This is a genomic window from Streptomyces sp. NPDC026673 (assembly GCF_040638135.1).
Classification (GTDB): Bacteria; Actinomycetota; Actinomycetes; order Streptomycetales; family Streptomycetaceae; genus Actinacidiphila.
This window is the reverse complement of record NZ_JBEZXR010000030.1, coordinates 72,866-96,779: the sequence shown is the minus strand read 5'-3', so window position 1 is coordinate 96,779 and position 23,914 is coordinate 72,866. Positions and strand designations below refer to the sequence as shown.

Below are 23,914 nucleotides of genomic sequence, written 5' to 3'. Positions count from 1 at the left end.
TGAGGGTTCCTTCGGGGACGGCGACCGAGAGGTCGCGGTGTGCGGACGGTTGTCCGGCAAGCGAACGCGGGAAACGCTGGCGTAACGACTCCCGGTCCCGGGGAGGGGCCGTCCGGCGCCGCCGCTGCCGTACCGGAGGGGGATCAGCCGATCTCGGCGCCGTACACCTGCAGCGCCTCCGTGACCGGCTGGAAGAACGTCTCCCCGCCGCTGTCGCAGTCACCGCTGCCGCCCGAGGTCAGGCCGAGCGCGGTACCTCCGGAGAAGAGCGCGCCGCCGCTGTCGCCGGGCTCGGCGCAGACGTCGGTCTGGATCAGCCCGGAGACCGAGCCCTCCTGGTAGTTGACGGTCGCGTCGAGCCCGGTGACCGTGCCGTCGTGCACCTGGGTGGTGCTGCCGCTGCGCCGCACCGCCTGGCCGACGGTCGGCGTGGCCGCCGACGTGATCTCCTGCGTGGAGCCGTTGTAGAGGTCGACCGCGCTGGGGTGGTCGCCTCCGGTGTCGGTGTACTTCACCAGCGCGTAGTCGCGACCGGGGAAGGTCGCGGCCTCGACGGAGCCGATCTCCCGCCCGCCGGAGGTGTCCGACCAGCTCTTGATGTCCACGCCGCAGTGGCCCGCGGTGAGGAAGTACGGCTGCCCGTCCTTGACGACGTTGAAGCCGAGTGAACAGCGGGCACCGGAACCGAAGATGGCGTCGCCGCCCGCGATGAAGGGCCTGAACTCGCCCTTCGACCTCTGAATCCGGGCGGTGCCGTTCCCGAGGCCCTCCACGGCCTTGTCCAGGCGGTTCATCTCGGCGGCCGACACGGTGCGGTCGGCCGTCACGACCACCTGGTTGGTCCGCGGGTCGACGGACCAGGACGTGCCCGGGATGCGGGCCTGACGGCCCAGGGTGTCCGTGGCGGAGCGCAGTGCGGCCAGGGTGTTGCCGACCGTCTTCGGCACGGCGCCCGCCGCGCGGACGGTCTCGGCGGCCGTGGTGTCGAGCACGTTGACCACGAGCCGGCCGGTCTTCGTGTCGTAGTACGACCCCGCGGTGTCCTCGGCGCCGAGCGCCGAGGACAGGCGCGAGGCCAGCGTCACCGCGGCGGCGGGCGTGAGGGTCTTGGGGGCGGCCGCCGGGCTCGGCGCCGCGTTGGCGTGCGGGAGCACGATCAGCGCGGCCAGTACGGCCGTCGCCCCGCCACCGGCGAGCACGGCCCTGCGTCCGGATATTCGACGATGCTTCAAGTCCTGTACCTCCACGTGGGGGGATGGGTCGGCTTCAACTGCCGCCAACCCGGAGGAATTTGCGGTCTCAGGCGGCACATCCCGAAAGGAATGCGTGTCCACGCCAAGCAACGCCGACGAGTATTCCGAGGCCGTTCCGCGACCGGCAAGGCGGGAATCCGGTCTCCACAGCCGTCTCACAAGACATCCCGATTCCCCGGATGGAACCTTTCATTCCGCTCTGCGGGAGGGCTCCCGCCGCGCAGCGCCACCGGTCCGGCACGTCTCGTGAGGACTACACCTGTCCGGTAACCGCCCCCGAAAACGCCGACAGGCGCCCCGGCCGGGGCGCCTGTCGGTGCGTCGGGTCCGGTCCGCTACGTACCCGGCGGAACCGCGGGGACCGCCTCCTGCGGGGTGCGGGTGGTCGTATGGGTCCCCGACGCGGTGGCGGCGGGGTCGAGGTCCCGGTGGATCACGCGGGCCACCGCCTCGATCGTGGCGACCCCGGCGTTCATGGTCCCGTTGTCCTGGGTCAGCACCGTGAGCGAGTAGTCGTGCCCCTTGCCCGTGAACGCGCCGAGGCTGTGCACCCGCCAGCCGTGGGTGGCCCGCGGCAGCCAGCCGTTCTTCACGTGGACCGTCGCGCTGCGCGGAGCCCCCGCGGGAGTGCCCCAGCGCTGAGAGGCGACCACCTGGTTCATCAACTTCAGGATGTACGCCCGTGAGTTGTCGCTCAGCACCGAGTTCTTGGCGGTCACCAGGTCGAGCAGCTTCTGCTCGTCCGCCGCCGTGATCTGCGTCAGACCCCAGTAGCCGTCGCTCCCCGGCACGGTCCGCGTCATCTTGGCGGCCTTGAGGAAGCCCTTCACCTTGGCCACCCCCAGCTGCCGCCACAGCTGCGTCGTCGCGTCGTTGTCCGACTTGGTGATCATCGCCGTGGCCAGCTTGACCTCACGCGCCGTCAGGTAGCGGTTGCGCTTCTTGTTGTCCCACAGCAGGGTCGCCAGCACCGTCACCTTGACCGTGCTCGCCGAGTCGAACCTCTGGTCCGGACGCAGCGTGCACACCGTCTTCGTCCTGCGGTCGCGCAGCGACAGGGCCACCGTCGCGGTTCTCCCGCGCAGCGCCGTGGTGATGTCGCCGCTCAACTTCGCCGCCAGCCCCGCCTTGCCCGATGTGCACACCACCGCCGGCGCCGCCGCGGCGGCGCTTCCGGCACCCGTCCCCACGACGGCCGTCGGCACGACCGCGCACGCGACGACCGCCGCGGCCACCGCCCGCCCGGTGCGCGGTGACATCCCTTCCCGCCCCATGACCCCTCCCCGCTCTCCCCGGAGCCCCGCCTCCGGGCCCGTACGAGCGATGACTCACGGGCACGGGTGAAAGGTTGTACGGGGCGACGCCGTCTCCGGCGCCGGAAGGCGACGCGATGCGGGCCGGGGGTCAGCGGACGCCGCGCGTGCGGAACTGGACGCTGATCCGCGGCCCCACGGCACGCGTGCTCTTGGGGATCGCGTGCTCCCATGTCCGCTGGCAGGAACCGCCCATCACCACGAGGTCGCCGTGCCCGAGCGGCAGCCGCATGGAGGCCGCGCCCCCGCCGCGGGGCCGCAGCGCCAGGTCGCGCGGATCGCCGACGGACAGGATCGCCACCATCGTGTCCCGGGTCGCCGACCGCCCCGTCCGGTCCCCGTGCCAGGCGACGCTGTCCCGGCCGTCGCGGTAGAAGCAGAGCCCCGCCGTGACGAAGGGCTCGCCCAGTTCCCCCGCGTAGTGGGCGCCGAGGGCGGTCCGGGCCTCGTCGAGGACCGGGTGCGGCAGGCGGTCGCCCTCCCCGTAGAAGGCGAGCAGGCGGGGCACGTCGACCTCCCGCTCGTACATCTGCCGCCGCTCGGCCCGCCATGGGACGGACTCCGCCAGTTCCCCGAAGAGGGCGTCGGCGCCCCGGAGCCACCCGGGCAGCAGGTCGAGCCAGGCCCCGCTGCCGAGCACGCTCCGCCGCAGATCGTCCAGCGGACCGAGCCGCACCTCGTCGGTCTGGTCGAAGAGCGAGCCCTGGAGTGGTGCGGTCATGGCTCCAGGGTAACGCCTGAATCGAACATGTGAACTATTCGCCGAACGTGGTGGCCCTGCGGTGGGGTCCGTGCCCGGCGAGCTGCCAGGGCGTGCGCCCGAGGGCCGGGGCGGTGTCCTGCGGTACAGGAGTGCCGACACCCCTTGTGCGCTTTCATGGAGACGTTTGAGGCGAGGCGGGTCCACGGGTTGCGCTCGGGTCGGGCGCCCGCCCGCCGGGGGCCCGGCCCTGGGGCGTGACGATCGAGGGGTGTGGCAGTGGAAGCGCTGAAACGGGCATGGTGGGCGCTGGACGGCGCTCTCGGCGGGAGTCGGACTCCGCCGCGGTTGCAGATGCGGGCCGTCCGGCATCCGTTCCTCTTCGGGGTGGTGTTCGGCGCGCTCTTCGCCGGCCTGGCCTGGCTGGCTCTGGGCCGGCTGGATCCGTCCCTCGCTTTCATCGGCCTCGTCATGGGTGCGGTCGGTGTCCTCGCCGTCCTCGCCGAACGCGAGCGCATGCGGCACTACGGGCACCTGCCCAAGACCGGTCCCCGCCGTCCGCCCCCGCCTCGGGGCCCGGAGGGCTGACCGGATCCGCGATCTCACGGGCGGCCCGCCGCGTCCGGCGCGACCTCCGGCGCCGCCGCTCCGGGTCACCAGCCCGCGAAGAGCCTTCCCCGGTGGGACGCGCGGCGCGCGCTGTTGAGCAGTGCCTGGATCTGGCTCCCCGCCTGGTCGACGTCGTCCAGCCGGGAGGGGAAGGGCAGCCGGACGTCGTGGTGGCCGACCGCGTACTCCACGCGCAGCGTGATCCCGTGGCGGTCGAGGGCCACCGGCAGCACGCGCCGCGCCCCGGGAGAGGGGGCCGGCCGCACCAGCCGCATGAGCAGCGGTACGAGCTCCGCGTGGTCGTCCACCAGGTGCGTCAGCATTCCCGCCTCGCACTTCGCCAGCGGATCGGCCTCCGCCGCCGTCAGCTCCTCCAGATCAACCGCCGCGGTGCCGGCCGCCGTCTCCAGCGTCGCGTGGACGAACTCCACGCACTGGCTGTCCGCCGCGTCCGCCCGGTAGGGCGCGGCCGCCCAGCCCGTGACGGTCACCCGGGCCCGCACCCGGTCGCGTACCGGGGTCGGGGCGACGTCGGTGAACTCCAGGGTGAGCGGGGTGCTTCCGGGGCGGAAGGCCGTCGCGAGGGGGTGCAGGTGGACGTGGCCCGCGAGGGCGTCCGCGGTCAGCCGCGTCACCTCCGTGCGGGCCCCGTCCGTGACCACGGTCATGGAGTGGGCGGAGACGAGGACCGACCGGATGCGTTCGGCGGGCGTCGGCTGTGCGAGCGCGAGGGGGACGGTGGACTTGCTGAGCATCCGGATCTCCGCGAGTTAGGTTAGGGTTGCCTAACCTAACCACACCTCTTCGGAAGCCGCCATACCCGCCACCCGAACGGCCCGCCGCGCTCCGGCGGCTCCGCTCGGCCCGCCCCGCCCCGCTCGGCCCGCCCCGCTCAGGCCAGTCCGCGTACGGCGTCCCGCACCTTCGCGGCGAGCGCGTCCGGCAGACCGGCCTGGCCCCGGCGCACGGCGGCGGACTGACCGGGCCCGCTCGCGGCGTACAGCAGGAACGCCCGGAGGGAGGCCAGTTCGGCACGCGTGTTCCCCTTGTCGCAGACGACCGCGTAGCCGACCCGCGCGACGGGGTAGGCGCCGGGGGCCCGGCCCGCCGGTTCCAGGGCGATCGGCAGGCCGCCGTCCCCGCCCGGGGTCCCCGCGCCGGCCAGGGCACGCGTGGCGGCCGCCGCGGTGGCCGCCACCGGCTCCGCCGCCCCGGTGTCGAGCAGCACCGTGTCCAGGTCCCCGGCCGCACCGAGGTCGAGGTAGCCGATCGCCCCCAGCAGCCGGGCCACGCGTTCCGCCGCGCCGCCCGCCCCGGACACCCCCTCCCCGCCGCGGCCCGGCCAGTTGGCGGCCGCCCCGTACGGCCAGACCTCCGGCGCGGCCGCGCGCAGATAACCGGTGAACGTCCGTGTGCCGGCGGTGGCGTCGGCCCGGTGCACGGCGACGATGGCCCGCGACGGCAACGTGACGCCCGGGTTGAGCGCGCCGATGGCCGGGTCGTCCCAGCGTGTGATCCGCTCGTCGAAGATCCTCGCCAGGGTCGGCGGATCCAGCACCAGCCCGGTGACCCCGGGCAGGTGGTAGGCGACCGCCACCGGCGTGGCGAACAGCGGCAGTTCCACGGCCCGCCCGCCGGCCCGGCAGCGCTGCCGCGACAGCCGGATCAGCTCGGCGTCCAGCGGGGCGTCGGCGAGGGCGAAGGCCGATCTCCCCTGCAGGAATTCCGCCGTTCCCGCACCCGAGCCCGTGGGCCGGTAGGCGACGGTGGCGCCGGGGCAGGCCGCCTCGAACCCCCCGATCCACGCGTCCACCACGTCCGCCGCGGCGCTCGACCCCGCGCCCGTGAGGCTCCCGCGGGCGCCCGCGCAGGGGACCGCTTCCGCCTCCCCCTCCTTCACCTCCTCGGCGGAGCCGCTCGCCCTCGCCGAGGGGCTGCGCGAGTCCGTGCGCTCCCCTCCGGAACCGGGGCCGTCGACGAGCAGCGGGATGCCGACCGCGAGGGAGGCGGCGGCCAGCACGGCACCGATCGCCAGGGCCGCCCGCCTGCTCCGGGCCCTCCGGCCGGGCCCCGGAACCGGTGAGGGCGCCCCGGCCCCGGCCCCGTCCGCCGGCGGTCCGAACGCCCCGAGCCGCCTCCTCGGGCGCAGGACGCGCGTGGCCGCGTCGCCGGGGGCGTCCGCCGCGGCGGGGGAGGGCTCCGGCTCCGGATCCGGCTCCGCTCCGGGTTCCTCCGCGACCGACGGGACGGGCTCCGGGCCCGGCACGCCTCCGCCGGCACGCGCCAGCGTGAGGAAGGCCAGCAGCTCCTCCACCGCGGGGCGCCGCGGCGGGTCCTTCGCCAGGCACGGTTCGACGAACGGGCGCAACTCCGCGGGCAGTCCGCCCAGATCCGGCTCCTCGTACACCACGCGGAACCCGATCGCGGGCGAGCCGTCCCCGTCGAACGGCACGTGGCCGGTGGCCGCGTACACCAGGACGGCACCCAGCGCGAAGACGTCGCAGGCGGGGCCGACGGGCCCCGCCCCGAACTGCTCGGGGGCCATGAATGCCGGAGTGCCGATCACCGTCCCGGTCCTGGTCAGCCGCTCGGTGCCGGCGGCCCTGGCGATGCCGAAGTCGATGACGCGCGGCCCGTCCCCGGCCAGGAGCACGTTGCCCGGTTTCAGGTCGCGGTGGACCAGCCCCGCCCGGTGGATGTCGCGCAGCGCCTCCACCAGCCCGGCGCTCAGCCGCCACACCTCGTCCACCGGCAGCGGCCCCGCCTCCGCGACCCGTCGCGACAGCGTCGGCCCGGGCACGAACAGCGTCGCCAGCCACGGCTGTTCGGCGTCCGCGTCGGCATCGACCACGGGCGCGGTGAACGCCCCGCTGACCCGCCGGGCGGCGGCCACCTCCCGCCGGAACCGGTCCCGGAAGCCGTCGTCCGCGGCGAACTCGGGACGGACCACCTTGACCGCCAGCCGCCTCCCCGACACCGACCGGGCCAGATATACGACCCCCATACCGCCGGCGCCGAGCCTGCCCTCCAGGCGGTACCCGCCGACGGACCGCGGATCCCCCTCCACCAGCGTCACCCGGCCGCCCCCTCCCAGCAGCTCCAGCAACTCACCGCGGCACTCAGCATAGGGAGGCGCATGGCGCCCTGCCCGGCGGAAGGCTGGGGGAGGAAACGAGGAAACCGTCCGCCGCAGGCGCAACGATCCCGCACACAGCCACGGGCCACACGGGCCGCAGGGGACACCCCGGACTCGCGGAAGAGCGCCGGCCCGCGCCCCCGCCTGAGTCGACCGCCGGCCGGCCCGCCCGCGGGCCCCCCGACCGGGCGCGCTACCGCCCGGCCCCGTACTCCTCGGGGCAGGGCGGCAGGGCGTCCAGGAACTGCCCCGTGGTGAGGACGGCATGCGCGTAGACCGGCGCGTTCACCTCGAAGGTCGCCTCCATCTCGGCCGGGCTGAAGGCGGCGATCGCGTCCCGGACCAGCGTGACGTGGTAGCCGAGTTCCTGGCCGAAGCGGGCCGTGGTGTCGATGCAGGTGTTGGCCCGCATTCCGATCAGCACGATGCGCGACAGCCGGTGCTGCTTGAGCTGGAAGTCCAGGTCGGTGTTGGCGAAACCGCTGGACGACCAGTGCTCGTGCACCCGTATCTCGCCATCGACGGGCTGGAAGTCCGGATGGAACTCGCCGCCCCAGGAGCCCATGGCGAAGATCTGCCCCTTGACGGTCGCCTCCTGGGCGGGGGAGAGGTGCTCCCACGCGTCGTAGTCCCCGGGGGCCGTACGGCGGTGGGCGACGAAGAACGTGCGGATACCGCGGGCACGCGTGGCCGCGAGCACCTGCCGCATGTGGTCGAGGAGCCCCACCTGCTCGGCCACCGCTTTCGCGCGGGGCCACAGTTTTCCGCCCTCGGACAGGAAGTCGTTGTACGGGTCGATCAGCAGGAGACCGGTATTCGCGCTGCTGTATCCCACTACGTCCATGCACCGATTCTCGTCCCGCGGCCGGAGGGCCACCTGCGCAGCAGGTCAGCACCCGTGCGGGCGGTCACGTCACGTAAGCGCGAGCGGTCGGGAACCGCTTCGCGAGTGCCGCACTGCCGAAAAGCCCGTGAAATATCGGGGGCCTTCCCGGCGTCCCGTGGCGAATTCACTCCTCCCGGAAAGGGTGCACATAATGGGGATGGAGGGCGCACGGGAATCCACAGCATTTCCCGAAGCCCTACGTCTGGGGAGACCCTCGTGAGTTCCATACCGCCTCCGCCCGAACGCCCGACCGGCCCTCCGTCCGGACCGCTGTCCGGCCGTCCGTCGGGTGAGCACCCGCCGGCGACGCCGGCGCCCCCGCCCCCATCGGGCGCGCCCCCGCCCGGCCCACCTCCACCGCCCGGACCACCGGGTCCGCCGAGCGGCGCGGGGCGCCCGGGCGAACCGGGAGAACCCGGCCGCCACCGAGGACCCCCCTCCCCGTGGTGGCGGGCCCGCCGCACCCTGGTCACCGCGGGCACCGCGATGGTCGTGGCGGTCGCCGTGATCTTCGCCTTCTCCTTCCTCGGCGGGACCAAGGGCGGCGGCGAGATCTTCCTCCAGAACGCCTCCGCGGCCGGCCCGGACCCCTTCACCCCCTCCACGGCGGGGGCGGCCGGGACCGCGGTCACCCCCACCATCACCCCGAACGAGTCCTCGGCCCCCGGCGGCACCCTCAAGGTCAGCGGGGCGCACCCGGGCCTGTACAGCGGCAAACAGAACGAGTCGGCCTGCGACGTCGAGAAGCAGATCTCCTACCTCACGAGGGACCCGGCCCGCAGCGAGGCCTTCGCGGACACCCTGCAGGTCGAGCTGAGCGGCCTCCCCTCCCACCTGCGCTCGCTGACCCCTGTTCAGCTGAACTGGGACACCCGCGTCACCAGCCACGGCTTCAAGGACGGCAAGACCACCGACTACCAGGCGATCCTCCAGGCCGGCACCCCCGTCCTGGTCGACAACCGCGGCGTGCCGGTGGTCCGTTGCACCTGCGGCAACCCGCTGACCGCCCCCGACGCCGTCAACGGCACGCCGACGTACAGCGGCCGCCAGTGGGACACCTTCCGCGCGGCCGGCCTGGTCGCGGTCGTCCCGTCCGACAAGCCGATGAAGACGCTCACGCTCTACGACCAGGACAGCAAGCGCTGGTTCGAGCGCCCCAGCGGCAAGGTGGAGGGAAAGCACGACCGCAAGGTCGAACCGCCGAAGGGACAGCCCTCCGACACCCCGCTCCCGACCCTGCCCTCGCCTTCGACCGGCTCGCAGCTCGAGCCGCCGGGGAAGACGGAACCGCCGCCGAGCGAGGAGAAGAAGAAGGACGAGCAGTCGCAGTCTCCGGAGAAGGGCAAGGAGGAGCCCAAGCAGGAGCAGTCTCCGGACAAGGAGTCCCCGAGCAAGGAGAAGGAATCCCCGGACAAGGAGAAGGAGTCCCCCGACAAGGACAAGGACAAGGAATCCCCGAGCAAGGACAAGGACAAGGAGTCGCCGAAGAGCGAGGAGCCGAAGTCCCCCGGAACCGAGGAGCAGTCGCCCAAGCAGGAGGAGCCGAAGTCCCCCGGTACCGAGGAGCAGTCGCCCAAGCAGGAGGAGCCCAAGTCCCCGGGCACGGGCGAGCAGCCGCAGAAGCCCCCCTCCGAACCGCAGAAGCCCGAGCAGCCGCAGCCGCAGCAGCCGCAGCAGCCGCCGAGCCAGCCCAAGTCCTCGGACGGCGACACGGGCCGGCAACCCCAGGAGCAGCCCCCCGCCCAGCCCAAGTCCCCGGCCCAGCCCACCCTGCCCAGGTCCTCCGTACAGCCGCCTCCGTCGCTGTCCCCGGCGGCGCCGCCGTCCGGCTGACGCCCCGCCGCCACGGCCCACGGCCCCGTTCCGTCGCCGGGACGGGGCCGTTGTCGGACCCCGCTGCCATCATCACCGCATGCTGTACGCGACCTTGGCGGCCGAGGCCCGCCGGAACGACGCGCTCGACGACGTGCGGACCGCGGCCTTCACCCGCGCCCGCCGGCTCGTCGACCTCCTCGAACGCGGTCGGCTCGAGTCGCTGGACGCCGGCGCCACCTGGCGCGAACCGGCGGAGTACGAACGCTCCAAGGCCCAGCTCGCGGCGACCCATGCGGAGATCGACGGGCTCCTCACGGCCTGCACGGAGGAGGACGCCCGGGCCGCCGTCCTGTGCCTGATGCTGGCCGCCCGGCTCGACGACAGGGGCTTGTGGCAGTACGACCGCGAGATCGCACTCCTGATGCCGCGAACCCGCGCGTGGACGCCCGGACAGGTGGCGGTCATGCTGTTCCGCGCCACCCAGTACGACATGGGCTTCTGGTTCGCCGCGGCGCTGGGTCCCGTGCTGGGCGCCGTCGACCGGCTCGACGCCGAGGGCCGGCGCCTGGTCGATCCATGGCTCCGGCACGCGTACAAGGCGCTGATGGCCGCCGACGTCGAGGCACGCGTTCGCGGCCCGCTCGGCAGGCGGCTCCGCGCGCTGCTGGCCGAGGCGGACGAGGCACACATCCCCGCGGGGCTGATCCCCCCGCACGCCCCATGGGCCGCCGCCCTGCGCGACCGCGCAGCCACCTCGCCGACCCCGGAGCTGACCCGTTTCGTACGGCATCTGGCGAGCCTGACCGGGCCGCGACCCGCTCAGCGCTGGCAGCGGACCTGTCTCGCGCTGGCCGACGCGGCGTCCACGCGCGAGGTCGTGGCCGAGATGCTGCGCGCGCTGGCCGAGGACGCTCCGCTGTGCAGCAGGAAGGGCGGCCCGTCCATCCGCTGGCTGCCCGACGACTTCCACCACCACTACCTCGTCCACAGCAAGGACGGCGACCTGGCGCGCGGCGTCGTCTGGGCCGCCGCGCTGACCGCGGACCCGGCTGCGGTCCGCCACCTCGGCACCCTCGCCCTGCGGGCCGGCGGGCCCGGTTCCGACGTGGCCGAGGACCTCAAGCTCGCGGGCGCGGCGATCAACGCGCTGGCCGGGACGGACGACCCGGCAGCCCTGGAGGCGCTGTGGCGGCTGCGGACGAAGCTCCGGCACCGGGCGCTGCGCAAGCAGCTCGACACCGCGCTGACGACGGCCGCCGCACGGCAGGGCATCACGGCCGCGCAGCTCGTCGAGCGCAGCGTGCCCACCCACGGCCTGGGCCCCGACGGCTCCCTCGAACGCGAACTGGCCGGCCACCGGGCCCGGGTGGCGATCGAGGACGCCGTGACCGTACGCGTCACCTTCACCGGCCCCGACGGACGCACGTCCCGCACCGCACCGGCGGCGGTCAAGGGCGCCTGCCCGGACGAACTGAAGGAGCTCAAGGCCCTCGCCGGACGGATACGGGCCACGCTGTCGGGCGAACGGGCCCGCGTCGAGGCGCTGATGTCGGCCGGGCGCACCTGGCCGTACGACGAGTGGTGCCGCCACTACCGCGACCACCCGGTCACCGGAGTCCTCGTCCGCGGCCTGATATGGGAGGTCCAGGACGCCGAGGGCGACTGGCATACGGTGGCGCCCATGAGCGAGCCGCCGCACGAGCCCGCCCGTATCCGGCTGTGGCATCCGATCCGGTCGACGGCCGACGCCATAGAGGCGTGGCGCGCGCGCATCGTCGCCGACCGGCTGCGGCAGCCGTTCAAGCAGGCGTTCCGGGAGATCTACCTGCCGACCCCGGCGGAGGAGGAGACCGGGGTCTACTCCAACCGGTTCGCCGCCCACATCGTGCACTACCCGCGGCTCTACGCGCTGTTCAAGGAGCGCGGATGGCAGGCCAACTTCCTCGGCCGCCACGACGGCGGATACGACGGGCTGGCCCGGGGCGAGTTCGGCGACGGGGAGTGGCGGGCGTGCTTCCACCACGAGCCGGCCGGGGACGACATGGACGACCCGCCCGACCACGCCGCCACGGACCAGGTCCGGTTCGAGCGCCGCGACGGACGGCGCTGGCGCGAGGCCCCGCTGGCCGACGTGCCGCCGCTGGTGTTCAGCGAGGCGATGCGCGACGTCGACCTCTTCGTCGGCGTCACCTCGATCGCGGCCGACCCCGACTGGACCGACCGGGGCGAGGAACGCCACACCGAGTACTGGGAACGGACCTCCTTCGGCGAGCTGACGGCGAGCGCGGAGATCCGCCGCGAGGCCCTGCAGCGCATCCTGCCGCGCCTGAAGATCGCCGACCGCTGCACGCTCGGGGGCCGCTACCTGACCGTCCGGGGCGACCTGGCCACGTACCGGATCCATCTCGGCTCCGCGAACATCCTGATGGAGCCGGACGACGCCTACCTGTGCATCGTCCCCGCCCACCGCGGGGGCGAACCCAAGGTCTTCCTGCCCTTCGAGGACGACCGGCTCGGGCTGATCCTGTCCAAGGCCGTGCTGCTTGCCGCGGACACGCGGATCACCGACCCCACCATCCTCCGCCAGATCAAGCGAGCCGCCCGATGACCACCGTGACCTTCCGGGACGAGACCGCCACGGGCACACTCGTCAGCGCCCTGGAGGTCGACGGCCTCCCGGCCCGGATGACCGTCCGCGAACTGATCCACCTCCGCGTCCGCGAGGAGGTCGCCCGTCACAACTCCCACCCTCTGGTCCGCCCCACCGAGACCACGGCCGAGCCGGACTGGCACCGGCAAGCCGCCGTCGCCGAACGCGCCTTCCTCACCAACGGCTTCTTCCTCCTCGCCGGCGACCGCCAGGTCGACTCCCTCGACGAGGTGGTCGACCTCACCACGACCCCGGACCTGGCCTTCATCCGCCTCGTCCCCCTGGCGGGCGGCTGACCGACAGCGCCCCGGCGACGCGGCCGACTGCCCCCGGCCGCCGTGTTCAGCGCGACACGTGCGCCCTGGTCGGCCACCCGGGTACTGCTGCGCGAGGCCCTGGGGAACGGGGCCTTCGTCCTGCCGGGGCCGAGTGATCGGGAACTCCCTTCGGAGATCGCCGATGCACTGCATTGGGTAGCCGAAGCATCAAGCCCGCCGGCGGATCTCGCCCGACCTGGTCGGCCGTCGGCACCGCCGCCCTGAAGGCGCGGGCCGGGAAGAGCAGGCGAGGTTGGCGGGATCGGGTGCTGCGGACGCCCATGGGAGCCGCTGACGTGCCCTCCGTTCCTGCCCGAAGGCATCCAGGGCGGCGAAATGATGTCGCCCTTTACCGAATGCTCCGCCATCAGGAACACCGCCGTCTGTCAAGTCCCGAGTTCTCCTGCCACGCGATGTCGGAACATGACGCCATCCGACACCGGGGCTTGACTGGAACCTGGGTTCACGCAGAGCAGGTGGACGCCAGATCGTCCGGAATCGAGTACGGCGGTGCGACGGGACACAGGCCCACCGCAAAAGGTCCGTGAATTCCAGCGCCGCCGGACACGCACTGTTCCCCATTTCTCGCAAGGAGTGACTCCCATGGCTCGCCACTCGCTGACGCAGCGCCTCCTGATGGTTGCCGGTTCGACGTCCCTCGCGGCAGGGGGTGTACTGCTTCCCACCAGTGCCTTCGCCGCCCCGGCGCCACAGTCCGACGGCATCGGGACGATGGCGGCAGCCGAGCAGGGCGATCACGGTCGGGAGGATGCCGAATGGGTGAAGACCACCGATTCCTCCACTGGCATCTCCTTCAAGCTTCCCGGAAAGGCCACCATCGAGGAGATCGTCAAAGACGACATCAGCTACGCCGCTCGCTCCTATTCGGTGACGACCGCCGACGAATCCACCACGATCACCGTCAATGACGGACCCACCTTGTCGGAGGATCTGGACTTGCAGCTTCAGTTCACCCTTCGCGCCGACAACGCGGACCCCGGCGATGATCTCAAGGCCACCGACATCAAGAAGACCGCGGTTGATGGCCACGCCGTCCTCGACGCGCGTGTCACAAACCCCGCTGACGCCGACTATGTTGCCTTCGTTCGCATCATCAGCGATGAGGCCCATGTCGTTAAGGTCGTCACGGAGACTTCCGCGGGAGACGATCAGGCAGGGAGCCGGACGCAGCAGAAGGCCCGCGACAGCGTCCGCTTCCCCGGACCTTGAGCCGAGAACCGTCATCCACGAACCCCCGCACCATTCGGGCGAGTGGAACCGTCGGCGCCCGGCAGGATGCGGACCCGCGCACACGGTTCCGGAGGGCAGGCGCGAGGAGTGCGCGCATGAGCATATTCACTGGTCAAGCCCCGCAAGCGGGCATACCTGCCCGAAGTGACATCGGTCGCGGTGGACCAGAAGGGGTAATACGCTCACAAAGGTGAGGCCGTACCGGGTTCGGGAACCGTCGCACCGAGGCGTTCGCACCTCGCACACCGTGCGGAGCGCGTATGTCCTGATCAGCGCGCTGGCAACGCTGTGCTGGCTGGTCCTGCCGGCCGCGGGCGCCCGTGCCGACGACCCGATCGTGCTGTCGCGGATCGGCCAGATCACCGACAAGGTGGACGCGCTCGGCGACCGCAAGGGTGCCGTCGCGACGGCACTGAAGGATCTCGACGACGCGCACCGCGTCCAGCTCTACGTCGCCTATGTCCGTGACTTCTCCGGCCGCTCCGCCCAGAACTGGGCCGACGCGACCGCCGAGCGCAACGGCCTCGGCCTGAACGACACACTGCTGGCCGTCGCCACACACGACCGGCAGTACGCGTACTCCGTCGACCAGGACTCACGGCTGACCGACGCCCAACTGCAGGACGTCGCGCAGACCGCGGTCGAACCGGCCCTGCGGCAGAACGACTGGGCGGGGGCGGCCATCGGCGCGGCGGACGGCATCGGCGCGGTCCTCGCGGGCAAGCCCGTGCCCACGCCCGCGATCACCCCGGGCCAGGCCGACCCCGGTGGCGCCGGCGACGCGGCTGATCTCGTTCTGCCGGTCGTGATACTCGGAGCCGTGCTCGCCCTCGCCGGGTACATGTACGCCCGGAGCAGGAAGCGCTCCGGGACCCGTACCACCCAGGGAGCCGCAGGCGGGGGAGGCTGGGGCGGACGCGGTGAGCAGGCCACGCCCCTGCCCGAACTCGACGGGCGGGCCGGAGAGCTGCTCGTCGCGACGGACGACGCGGTACGCACCAGCACCGAGGAACTCGGCTTCGCCACGGCCCAGTTCGGCGAAGAGGCGGCCGCACCCTTCGGCGAGGCGCTCCGGTACGCGGAGTCGGAGCTCACGGCGGCCTTCCGGCTGCGGCAGCAGCTCGACGACGCGATCCCGGAGGACGATGCGGCCAAGCGCCGCATGCTGAACGAGATCATCGCGCGCTGTACCGAGGCCAACCGCCGGCTCGACGCGGAGGCCGAGGGATTCGACCGGCTGCGCGCGCTGGAGCAGAACGCGCCCCAGGCGCTGGAGCACGCCGAGGCGAAGCTGAGGGACATCACCGGCCGCACCGACACCGCGCAGGCCACGCTGACCGAGCTCGGCACGCGGTACGCGCCCACCGCGGTCCAGCCCGTCACGGGCCACGTCGAGCAGGCCAGGGACCGGCTCGTGTTCGCCGCGACCCAGGTCGGCAAGGCCCGCGAGGCCGTCGTGGCGGGCGCGGGCGGTACGGCCGCGGTGCATCTGAGGGCCGCCGAGGGCGCCATCGACCAGGCGGGCACCTTCGTGGACGCCGTCGGCCGACGGGCGAAGGAGCTCGCGGATGCGGTGGACAAGCTGCCGGGTGCGCTGACGGAGACCGAGGCCGACCTCGCGGAGGCGCGGGGCATGCTCGTCGGCACCCCCGAGGGCATCTCCACAGCCGACCTGCAGGGCCGGATCGCCCGCGCCGAGTCGGTCGTCAACGAGGTGCGGACGCGGATCGCCGCGGGACCGTACGACCCGATCGACGTGCTGCGCCGCGTGGAGGAGGCCGACGCGGCACTTGACGACGCCCTCACCGGAGCGCGCGCACACGAGGTGAGCAACCAGAAGGCACGGGCTCTGCTCGACCAGTCCCTGCTCACCGCGCGCAGCACCGTGGGCGCCGCGTCGGACTTCATCACGACCCACCGGGCGGCGGTGGGCAGCGAGGCAAGGACGCGTCTCGCCGAGGCGCAGCGGCACCTCGAACTGGCGCAGGCCTCCGCGGATCCCCCCGCGGCGCTCACCGAGGCGCAGCGGGCGGATGCGCTGGCCAGGGCGGCGCAGCAGCTGGCCGAGGCGGATGTGCGCGGGTACGGCAGCCCATACGGCGAAACCACGCGCGGCGGTCGCGGGGGCGGCGGCATGGGCGGTGCGGTACTCGGCGGCATCCTGCTCGGGGAGATCTTCGGCGGTATGGGCCGCGGGGGCGGCGGGGGCATGTTCGGCGGCGGACGAAGCGGTGGCTTCGGCGGCGGGTTCGGCGGGGGTGGCCCCGGCAGCTTCGGCGGTGGAGGGACGCGTGGGCGAAGGGGTGGTGGCGGCAGGTTCTGAGCGGCAACTCGGGGAAAGCGAGAGCGAGAGGTGGGTCCCATGACCAAGCAGACGATCCTCGGCCGCGTCGCACAGCTGGCGAAGGCGAACATCAACGCCCTGCTGGACCAGGCGGAAGACCCGCAGAAGATGCTCGACCAGCTGATCCGCGACTACGGCAACAACATCGACGAGGCCGAGCAGGCGGTCGCCACCACCATCGGCAATCTGCGCCTCTTGGAGCAGGACCACCAGGAGGACGAGGAGGCGGCCACAGAGTGGGGCACCAAGGCGCTGGCCGCCAGCAGGAAGGCCGACGAACTGCGGGCCGCCGGTTCCGACGCCGAGGCCGACGCGTTCGACCGCCTTGCCAAGGTGGCGCTCCAGCGGCAGCTCCAGGCGGGGCGCGAGGCGAAGGGCGCCGAGCCGACGATCGCCGCGCAGCGGGAGGTCGTCGACAAACTGAAGGCCGGCCTCGACCAGATGAAGGTCAAGCTGACGGAGCTCCACTCGAAGCGCGACCAACTGGTGGCCCGCGCCAAGACCGCCCACGCCCAGAGCCAGATGCTGGACGCCGCCAAGAACATCAATGTGCTCGACCCGACGACCGAGTTGAGCCGCTTCGAGGAGATAGTCCGCCGCGAGGAGGCAAGGGCACTGGGCAAGCAGGAACTCGCCGACTCCTCGCTGGAAGCACAGTTCGAACGCCTCGACAGCATGGGCGACGCGGCAGAGATCGAGGCAAGGCTGGCCGCCCTCAAAGCACACGCCTGACCGCGCGGCACAGGTTTGCTCACCCGCTCGCCGTCCAGCGGCCCAGCCCCGCCGTGGGCCCCTGGCGAAACCGGTGCTTGTAGGTCGTGACGGGGACCGCCCCGCCCCGAACACGAGCCCCGCCAGGCAGGCGGGCCCTCGCGCGGCTCCGAATGCCCGGCTACGAGCGTCGTCCGGAACCACGTCCGCCGACGAAGGTTCGGCAACTCAATGTGGGAGTGTTCGATGCGATCCAGATCCTCCGCGTTCGCACGGACCCGCTCGGCGCCCTATGCTGAAAAGGCCTTTGCTCATTCCGCAGAGGGCACCGGTGACTCGGACGAGTCGGTGATCCAGCAGGTGCTCGGCGCAGGCGAAACCCCCCAAGTAGCCCGTGGGCTCATTCCGCTGGGTCGCCGATCGAAGGGACCACGGTATGAGGATGCGATTCACGTCCACCGACAACCTTCAGGCTGTGGGATCCTCGACGCTCCGTTCAGCACTGGCGGTCAATCTGGTGTGGATTGGGCGGCTCAAGTTCGAAGACTACGAGGTCGAGAATATTCGCGGCCTGGTCGCCTCCAGTCCCCTGTTCGCGCCATTCTTCGAGAAGCTGGGCGAGAAGCGGCTGGCAAGACTTATCGGCGTTACCGAGATTGCGGTGGGCTCGCTGATCGCAGCGAAACCGATCAGCCCCAGGGCTTCAGCACTCGGCAGTCTCGGAGCTGTGGGAATATTCGGCGCCACACTCAGTTTCCTGGCCACGACACCGGGGGTCTGGCATGAAAAGCATGGGGCCCCGAAGCTGTCCATGGTCGGACAGTTCCTTATCAAAGACAGCGTACTTTTGGGGGCTTCTCTGGTAACCCTCGCCGATTCCTTGAAATCCGCCCCGTGTCGATAGTCGACTATCACCGCATCGGCGCGGGGGCGAGGCGATGGCAACCGGTGAGGATCTCGTACTGCGGGCCCCGGATCTCGTGCTCAGCCCTGCGCAGCCGAGTCCCGGAGGAGTAGTCGTCGGATCACGTTTACCCCAACCTGAGCATCCTGCGCCGGTATCGGGGTGTGGCACGGATCAGCGTCTGCGGCCTGCCGAGGACGACCGGAGCCCCGTCTGGCGCGGTTCTCGAAATCGTGGCAGGTATTGTCCTTGGCCCCGCAGTGTTCAACGTGAAAGGGGCGGACGCCGTTGAACATGTACTTCGGGGGACTGCGCCCCGCTGAAGCGGTCGGGCTTGCCGAGACGGATCTCACCCTTCCCGCCACCGGATGGGGCGCCGCCGCGCTGCACCGAACGTGCCCGAGTGTTGGGAAGCTGTGGACCGATTCGGGGGAGAACCACGACGACCGCAGGCTGACGAACCGGCCGGCCGAGGATGTGCGGCGGGTGTCCATTCCTCCGCGGCCCGTAATGACGCGAAGACCCCGCATCCAGCGTTCTGGCTGGTGGCGGGGTCTTTTGGCACCTCGTGCGAGGTGCCCCCGGCAGGATTCGAACCTGCGCACACGGCTCCGGAGGCCCCTGGACTCTCTAACGTCTCAGCTGGTCAGAGCCCAGCTGTGAATGCCGAGGCGGGTGTTCGTCCACAAATAGGCCGAGCGCCTTGCCTCCAAGGACGGCGGCGGAGACGGGGCAGGAGTCGCCGGGGAGCCCGAGCCTTGGAGGAGACAGTCCCACTACAAATCATCGTCTTCCGTGCGGAAAGTCGCGTTCGGGACTTGAGCCGCCTTTGTAATAACCGGCAGACTTTCACCAGTAGCCGCCGAAATTGTCACCTGGAGACCGATCATTTGTAGGTCGTTCTGGCTACCTCTGGCTGGATCTATCAGCGAGGCAATTTCGCGTACAAGGTGCCAGACATGGTCGCGCTTCAAAGGATCAGTGACCGACGAGAAGGGTATGTTGATGGTCGTAGTTTCAAAGGTCTTCTCTGATGCATCAGCCGCTACTGAAGTCGGCACTGAGGGTTTTGCTGCATCAAGATCAGCGGAATCTAGTTCATTGACTCGCCCCCCTACAGCCCTTTTTCCGTGCCCAACCGTCTCCGCGGCGACGGTTTCACCTTGCGCCGACGACTCTGCTGGCTCTTCGGTCACTCGAGGGCGAAGTTGTTGCTGCAGAGTCGCCGACTGTATTTGTGCCGCACTCGCAGGGCGGATCTCCAGCCCGTCGCTATCCGTCAGCATCCAGTCGGGGGATGTCGCCAGCTTAAACAGAGCCTGGCGCATTTCTTCGTCCGTCTGTATCAACGGCCAAGTTGGATCACTGTACGGGTAGGCGAAGAGCTCCTTGGGTGTGAGATCGCGACCGTAGCGGCCCGCCTTGATCAACTGTGCCACATAGTCCGCAGACAGTTGGTTCGACTGAACTGCGCGTCCGTCCGCCACCAAGGCAGTCCACACATGACGGCCTGAAAGGGAAGTTTGAGGCTCTGGCAGAGTCTTGTATTGAACGGTGAGCCCATTGTCTGTCCGAAGCAAATAGGCGTAGTGCTGGTATGCCCAAATGACAGCGTCGTCCAGCTTTCGGCTAGCTTCGTCGCGACGTGAGCGTGCCTCAGGAAGCTCTTCGCTCTCGTCTCCCAGTTGCGCAACCACCTGATTCCAAGCTAGGAAATCGCGTGCGAATGCCTTGGCCCGATCACGCCGTTGTGTAGTGGCGACAGCCATGACCATGGAAGCCGCAAAAGTACTGGGCAATCCGGCTGATACACCGTACGCCATATCGATGTCCGCGCGGGTGGCGCGATCCCGTCCATTCAGCAAGGTCCAGCGTCGTGGGTCAAGTATGACCAGGCGAGTCTGTTGAGAATCCAATCCTGCAAATACTAGGCTCGCGGAGCCCTCAGGGCGAGGGCGCGAGAGTTTATGCAGAGCGGAGAAGCAGTGCTTGTCAGCATGAGCCTGAGCCCGTGCCCATACGGTATCTAGGGAGTCTTCCGAACTAACCATTGTTAGCGCGTTTGCGTGGTACATGTTCAGGGTCTGTTTGATGGACAAGTAGAAGCGCTCAGGCCCTCTGCCTGCAGGACGTGTACGCTCCAAGGCGCCGAGGCCCCCATCAGCAGGACTCGCGACGAGCGCGTTAAAGACCTCTTCTGCGGCCGAGTATTCGACGCCTGGTCCGGCAATGGCAGCGAGCAATTCTGCCTTAACAGCTCCTCGAGCCGCACGAGGGCGTGGTACGAGGCTGTATGAAAGGCACGCAGTGGCCATCCGTCGCGCAGGGTACGGCTGGCCAGCATTGACTCCGTTCGCCCCCAGGGCCTCATCAAGGGAATAGGCTGTACCACCTGCGCCACCGGTGTTCACGATGTCGGTGGTCGCGACTGCCCGATATCCCTGAATCGCTCGGTCGTTGCCAGCGAGAATTCCGCTCGAAAGCAAGGCTTCTAGGGCATCGGTGTGTAGCGGAATATCGCCAACACCGATCAGCGGAGGTGCCCAACGCCCTTCCGAGCGTTCAGTGCTCCAATGGAGAGCAGTGCGTGCGAAAATTGAGACAGTTGACCGTACGCGCTGGAAAGCCTGGACGACGGTCCACTCTTTGCTTACGAGCGCAAACAATTCAGGGTGGAAAGGGTAGGTGTCGGAAATTCGTTCCGGCAGGCCAGCCAATGTCCGGTTGCTACCAAGGGGACTGTATACCTGGTCTTTCCATGGGCCCTCTTGGCCAGCCGCGATAAAAGCCGCAGCTGTCACTGCCGCGACATCTGCGGTGTCAGCACGCATGAAAAGACGGCGGCGGATGATCTGCGCAAAGTCTGACGGCTCCGTTACCGTAACTGTCTCGCCATTACGCTGCAAACGTGGACTCAGATAGTCCCGAAGTGCCTCAGCCGCGGGATGATAGCCGCTCTCATCTTCCTCGCTTTTGATCATTACCAAGACGAGGGCAACACCGGGCTGGTCGTCAACTGCATCGGTCAAAGCATTAAGAAATGCTTGCTCTCCCGGCATTCCGCCGATGGCGCTCTCATCAGTCAGCGCCATGACGTAATCCATGAGCTCGTCGATCAAGATCAGAACAGGACGATCTATTTCGGCAAAGGCTGACTGCAAGGTGGCCTTATTTGCGCCGAGTCCGCTGTAGTGCTGGTAGCGTCCCATCCGGTCTTTGCTATCCGCAAACAGCAGCCAGAGGAAGCGCCCAAAAAGATCCGTAGCGGGCCCAAATCGAGGATCTTTCCTTCCTGGAGACATGCCGTCGCAGGTCAATATAACTGGAACCACGTGCGACAAGTCGACCTCGTGACGCCCAGCCCCAGCAGCGGTTTTTACCGCTCGCCCCAATTCAGATCCAAAGAAGGCCTCAGGGTGGTTGATCATATGCCAAATGCCCACTAGGGCATGGCTTTTCCCTCCGCCCATTCCTTGATCGAGATGGAAGCATGCCTGCGTTTCGAGATCGCTTACGCCCAGGCGTCTTGCAACGCGGCCCAGAAATCCGACGAGTTTGGGCGTCGGCTGGGTGATATCTGTGTAATATGTCGAGCTGGCATAGGGAACTGGAACGGTCTGATAGACAGCCTTGGTGAGACTCATCTGAAGCTCGCCGACAGAGCCATCAGTCTGCCTTACCTCGTCGCGCAATTTCAGTACGTCAGCCCAGTGAGCGACGGGATTCGGGGTGGCGGTCACGTCATCTCCTAGAAAAGGCTCGACTGATTGGGAGTGTTATCCGCGTGTCTGGCGGGCGAGGTAGCGACCGCGGCGGATGCCTGCACGGTCCCCCGATTCCGCTTGATCGCAGCTAGGGCGATTGCAACAGGGTCTGATGCAGGCAACTTGGCGGCCACCCAATCGATAACGGCCCACAGATGTGCGTCCGTTGGGGACAAGCCGGCGTCTGCAACCGCAGCTGCTACAGCCTCTGTACCCGATGGCCAGTGGGCTGCCATGGCGCGGATCACTTCGTAGGTGCTTGAGGAAGGAGTGACTTTTCCGGGCGCATCGTGACGTAGCCGGTAGCCTGCTTTGGTCTCCGTGAGGATGGGACCCCGCAAGTCCTCCAGGCGCAGATCATCGGACTGGGCAAAGAAGCGCGCCTCGCCCTTTGGGACATCGGCTCGCCCGTAGAGCTCATGCCAGAAGACAGCAAGGCGTGTGTGAGGGTCGAAGGTTTCCAGAGGCAGCTCATCCAGCCGCAGAGCAACCGCGTCTCGCACGGCCCGACGCGCCAATGTCATGTAGTGCTCCAGGGGCACGCGATCACCGCTTGGGGTGATGACGCGCTCGTAGCGACCCACGATAGCCAGCGCCGCCCCGTATGACGCCATTAGCTGATCCTCGAGTGCTAGGCCATCGAGGTCCCAACCTCGGCAACGAGCCTTTACATCCGCGACCACATCCGCGTCCACTTGCGCTGCAATACCGACAGGCCGGCGGTTAGGTGCGACGCGGGCGCCAATAGATACGGTCACAGAGATCGTCGCGACACCGGTCACCGCGGTTTCGGTCCGTGACGGCCAAGAAGACGTCACGACGAACCCAGCATCCGTCAGCGCAGTGAGGAGGCGTTTCCACGCTTCTGGATCTGAATGCCCAAAGATTACCGTCAGGTGTCCGTCACTCTTCAGCACGCGGCGCGCTTCCGTGAAAGATCTGGCCAGCATGGCCTCGTAGCGCTCTTCGCTCGATCGGTGATCTCCAGCGCCCTTCGCCCCACGACCCTTCACGATGATTTCGTCAGATTTATCCTGGAGTCCGTCGGGCCCGTCTGCGCTTCCATCGAATAGGCCAGGCATGGATTTACCAAGCGACCTTCTAAACCACACGTAGAACAGGTCAGAAGAGTCGGCGTATGCAATCATGTCGTAATACGGGGGGTCGCATACGAGAGCATCAACGGTCGCATCGCGGAAAGGTAGTGCGACAGCTGAGGCGCGACGGAACCGTCCCGGCTTGCCCGACGAGTGCGTCTCCTCCAGGATCTTTTTCAGCGCGTTGATAAGGCTTACAGACACTGACGACCATGTACCTGGGCCGTCTCCCGGTCCCACCTCAAGGTAGTCGAATTGATGCTTGATTACAGATTGCGATGAGAAAATGTGGTCGACTTGCACACGATTTTGTTCCGTTCCGTCCACCCTGCCATGTGCCCGACTATTGGCTCCCCGAGTGCTGTGCTTGATCTGGCGCATGATGTTGCTCGACGCGTACCCCGCAAGGGCAGCGGCATACTCGGGTGAGACGACAGCAGCCAACTCGTCGTGAATCTGTCGAATTACATGTGCGGTGGTCGAAAAAAGTACGGCCTGTCGACCGTTCATCAGGGAACCGTAAGTGGTGTATCCGTAGCCGCTCCCGCGTACGTTATCTTTGTTCCCATCGGGAATTACTTCATTAGGGATTGGGCTTAGGTTGTCAAACGTTTGAAGCTCCCGAGGATTTGCTCTCTCGGCAGCCTCGATTTCTTCGGGGCGTGGAACTCTAAAGATCTTCTGATTGGTTTCTGGATTCGTTTCCACAACGGCCAAGAGGGCATCTGCATATTGTCGTGCAAACCCCTTTGCCTTGACTACGTCTAGGGTATGCGGGTGGCCGCAGTTCGGGAATGGGCAGCGGGCAGACTTACCTCGCTTCCCCTCGGGGGCGACAAAAGTAGCGTCCTGCATGGCGGGCCCAGAGTGAATTTCGACCTTCCAGACGTCGCCTTCGGTGCTCAGGCGCATGGCCTGCCCCAAATCTCCAGTCCGTACGTACGGGTGTCGAAGCGCCATTGATCCGATAAGTGGAAACCTGCGACGGCAACCGTCGCATGGGATGGTCACTGCCCACAGGTATGCCCACGGCAGCGTTCCGCTGCTCGAACGCGGGTAGAACCCCTCGACTCTCGCCTCGACGCGGCGACCTACTTCGGCGAGCACGGTGCGAACGTCGCCTAGCAATCGAGGTTCGTCAGGTGCTACTTCAAGTTCCAAGGT

Annotated in this window: 16 protein-coding genes; 8 read left to right on the top strand and 8 right to left on the bottom strand. The window is 69.2% G+C overall.

The features are described from left to right. Positions 1-143: 143 nt before the first annotated feature. The 3 genes from AB0F62_RS21410 to AB0F62_RS21400 all read right to left on the bottom strand — a co-directional run bounded on the left by AB0F62_RS21410 (position 144) and on the right by AB0F62_RS21400 (position 3,287). A complete protein-coding gene (locus tag AB0F62_RS21410) occupies positions 144-1,232 on the bottom strand; it encodes a S1 family peptidase (RefSeq protein ID WP_361801108.1) in 1,089 nt (362 codons plus the stop codon). 356 nt (positions 1,233-1,588) lie between these two features. Beyond that, positions 1,589-2,527: a serine hydrolase gene (locus AB0F62_RS21405; RefSeq protein WP_361801105.1), complete on the bottom strand. Its 939-nt coding sequence runs from the start codon at positions 2,525-2,527 to the stop codon at positions 1,589-1,591. A 130-nt stretch (positions 2,528-2,657) separates the two neighbouring features. After that, complete coding sequence (locus AB0F62_RS21400; protein WP_361801102.1) at positions 2,658-3,287, bottom strand: alpha-ketoglutarate-dependent dioxygenase AlkB; 630 nt, start codon at positions 3,285-3,287, stop codon at positions 2,658-2,660. A gap of 252 nt (positions 3,288-3,539) precedes the next feature. Here AB0F62_RS21400 and AB0F62_RS21395 point away from each other — a divergent pair, with 252 nt between their 5' ends. Beyond that, complete coding sequence (locus AB0F62_RS21395; RefSeq protein WP_361801099.1) at positions 3,540-3,854, top strand: hypothetical protein; 315 nt, start codon at positions 3,540-3,542, stop codon at positions 3,852-3,854. Between the two features lie 65 nt (positions 3,855-3,919). Here AB0F62_RS21395 and AB0F62_RS21390 read toward each other — a convergent pair whose 3' ends face one another. The 3 genes from AB0F62_RS21390 to AB0F62_RS21380 all read right to left on the bottom strand — a co-directional run bounded on the left by AB0F62_RS21390 (position 3,920) and on the right by AB0F62_RS21380 (position 7,855). Beyond that, complete coding sequence (locus AB0F62_RS21390) at positions 3,920-4,630, bottom strand: DUF2470 domain-containing protein (protein ID WP_361801096.1); 711 nt, start codon at positions 4,628-4,630, stop codon at positions 3,920-3,922. Positions 4,631-4,767: 137 nt separating this feature from the next. Next, on the bottom strand, positions 4,768-6,951 hold the full coding sequence (locus AB0F62_RS21385; RefSeq protein WP_361801093.1) for an extracellular solute-binding protein: 2,184 nt from the start codon (positions 6,949-6,951) through the stop codon (positions 4,768-4,770). Positions 6,952-7,204: 253 nt separating this feature from the next. Beyond that, entirely contained in the window at positions 7,205-7,855 is a 651-nt protein-coding gene (locus tag AB0F62_RS21380; protein WP_361801090.1) for an isochorismatase family cysteine hydrolase, read from the bottom strand. A gap of 534 nt (positions 7,856-8,389) precedes the next feature. On the opposite strand from AB0F62_RS21380, the gene AB0F62_RS21375 reads away from it, so the two are divergent. From AB0F62_RS21375 to AB0F62_RS21345, 7 genes are all read left to right on the top strand, one after another. Further along, the gene (locus AB0F62_RS21375; RefSeq protein WP_361801087.1) at positions 8,390-9,730 is read left to right on the top strand and encodes a DUF6777 domain-containing protein; all 1,341 of its coding nucleotides are present in this window, start codon (positions 8,390-8,392) and stop codon (positions 9,728-9,730) included. Between the two features lie 79 nt (positions 9,731-9,809). Beyond that, entirely contained in the window at positions 9,810-12,320 is a 2,511-nt protein-coding gene (locus AB0F62_RS21370; protein WP_361801084.1) for a DUF4132 domain-containing protein, read from the top strand. Continuing rightward, positions 12,317-12,658 (top strand): hypothetical protein, encoded by a 342-nt coding sequence (locus AB0F62_RS21365; protein WP_361801081.1) that lies wholly within the window; start codon positions 12,317-12,319, stop codon positions 12,656-12,658. The genes AB0F62_RS21370 and AB0F62_RS21365 overlap by 4 nt, the downstream gene beginning before the upstream one ends. A 624-nt stretch (positions 12,659-13,282) precedes the next feature. Beyond that, a complete protein-coding gene (locus AB0F62_RS21360; RefSeq protein WP_361801078.1) occupies positions 13,283-13,909 on the top strand; it encodes a hypothetical protein in 627 nt (208 codons plus the stop codon). 268 nt (positions 13,910-14,177) lie between these two features. Beyond that, positions 14,178-16,253 carry a TPM domain-containing protein gene (locus tag AB0F62_RS21355; protein ID WP_361801075.1) on the top strand — a complete coding sequence of 692 codons (2,076 nt, stop codon included), beginning with the start codon at positions 14,178-14,180 and terminating at the stop codon, positions 16,251-16,253. Positions 16,254-16,292: 39 nt separating this feature from the next. Then, positions 16,293-17,006 (top strand): PspA/IM30 family protein, encoded by a 714-nt coding sequence (locus AB0F62_RS21350; RefSeq protein WP_361801072.1) that lies wholly within the window; start codon positions 16,293-16,295, stop codon positions 17,004-17,006. Positions 17,007-17,427: 421 nt separating this feature from the next. Continuing rightward, positions 17,428-17,889: a DUF417 family protein gene (locus AB0F62_RS21345; protein WP_361801069.1), complete on the top strand. Its 462-nt coding sequence runs from the start codon at positions 17,428-17,430 to the stop codon at positions 17,887-17,889. Positions 17,890-18,665: 776 nt separating this feature from the next. On the opposite strand, the gene AB0F62_RS21340 is transcribed toward AB0F62_RS21345, so the two are convergent. Together AB0F62_RS21340 and AB0F62_RS21335 are read right to left on the bottom strand one after the other, a co-directional pair. Then, complete coding sequence (locus AB0F62_RS21340; protein ID WP_361801066.1) at positions 18,666-21,629, bottom strand: DUF499 domain-containing protein; 2,964 nt, start codon at positions 21,627-21,629, stop codon at positions 18,666-18,668. An 8-nt stretch (positions 21,630-21,637) separates the two neighbouring features. Beyond that, the gene (locus AB0F62_RS21335; protein ID WP_361801063.1) at positions 21,638-23,662 is read right to left on the bottom strand and encodes a hypothetical protein; all 2,025 of its coding nucleotides are present in this window, start codon (positions 23,660-23,662) and stop codon (positions 21,638-21,640) included. Positions 23,663-23,914 lie beyond the last annotated feature (252 nt).

Coding starts and splice junctions, on each gene's coding strand:
- AB0F62_RS21405 (WP_361801105.1), bottom strand. CDS start 2,527: ATGGGGCGGGAAGGGATGTCACCGCGCACCGGGCGGGCGGTGGCCGCG.
- AB0F62_RS21400 (WP_361801102.1), bottom strand. CDS start 3,287: ATGACCGCACCACTCCAGGGCTCGCTCTTCGACCAGACCGACGAGGTG.
- AB0F62_RS21390 (WP_361801096.1), bottom strand. CDS start 4,630: ATGCTCAGCAAGTCCACCGTCCCCCTCGCGCTCGCACAGCCGACGCCC.
- AB0F62_RS21380 (WP_361801090.1), bottom strand. CDS start 7,855: ATGGACGTAGTGGGATACAGCAGCGCGAATACCGGTCTCCTGCTGATC.
- AB0F62_RS21370 (WP_361801084.1), top strand. CDS start 9,810: ATGCTGTACGCGACCTTGGCGGCCGAGGCCCGCCGGAACGACGCGCTC.
- AB0F62_RS21365 (WP_361801081.1), top strand. CDS start 12,317: ATGACCACCGTGACCTTCCGGGACGAGACCGCCACGGGCACACTCGTC.
- AB0F62_RS21360 (WP_361801078.1), top strand. CDS start 13,283: ATGGCTCGCCACTCGCTGACGCAGCGCCTCCTGATGGTTGCCGGTTCG.
- AB0F62_RS21350 (WP_361801072.1), top strand. CDS start 16,293: ATGACCAAGCAGACGATCCTCGGCCGCGTCGCACAGCTGGCGAAGGCG.
- AB0F62_RS21345 (WP_361801069.1), top strand. CDS start 17,428: ATGCGATTCACGTCCACCGACAACCTTCAGGCTGTGGGATCCTCGACG.
- AB0F62_RS21335 (WP_361801063.1), bottom strand. CDS start 23,662: ATGCGCCTGAGCACCGAAGGCGACGTCTGGAAGGTCGAAATTCACTCT.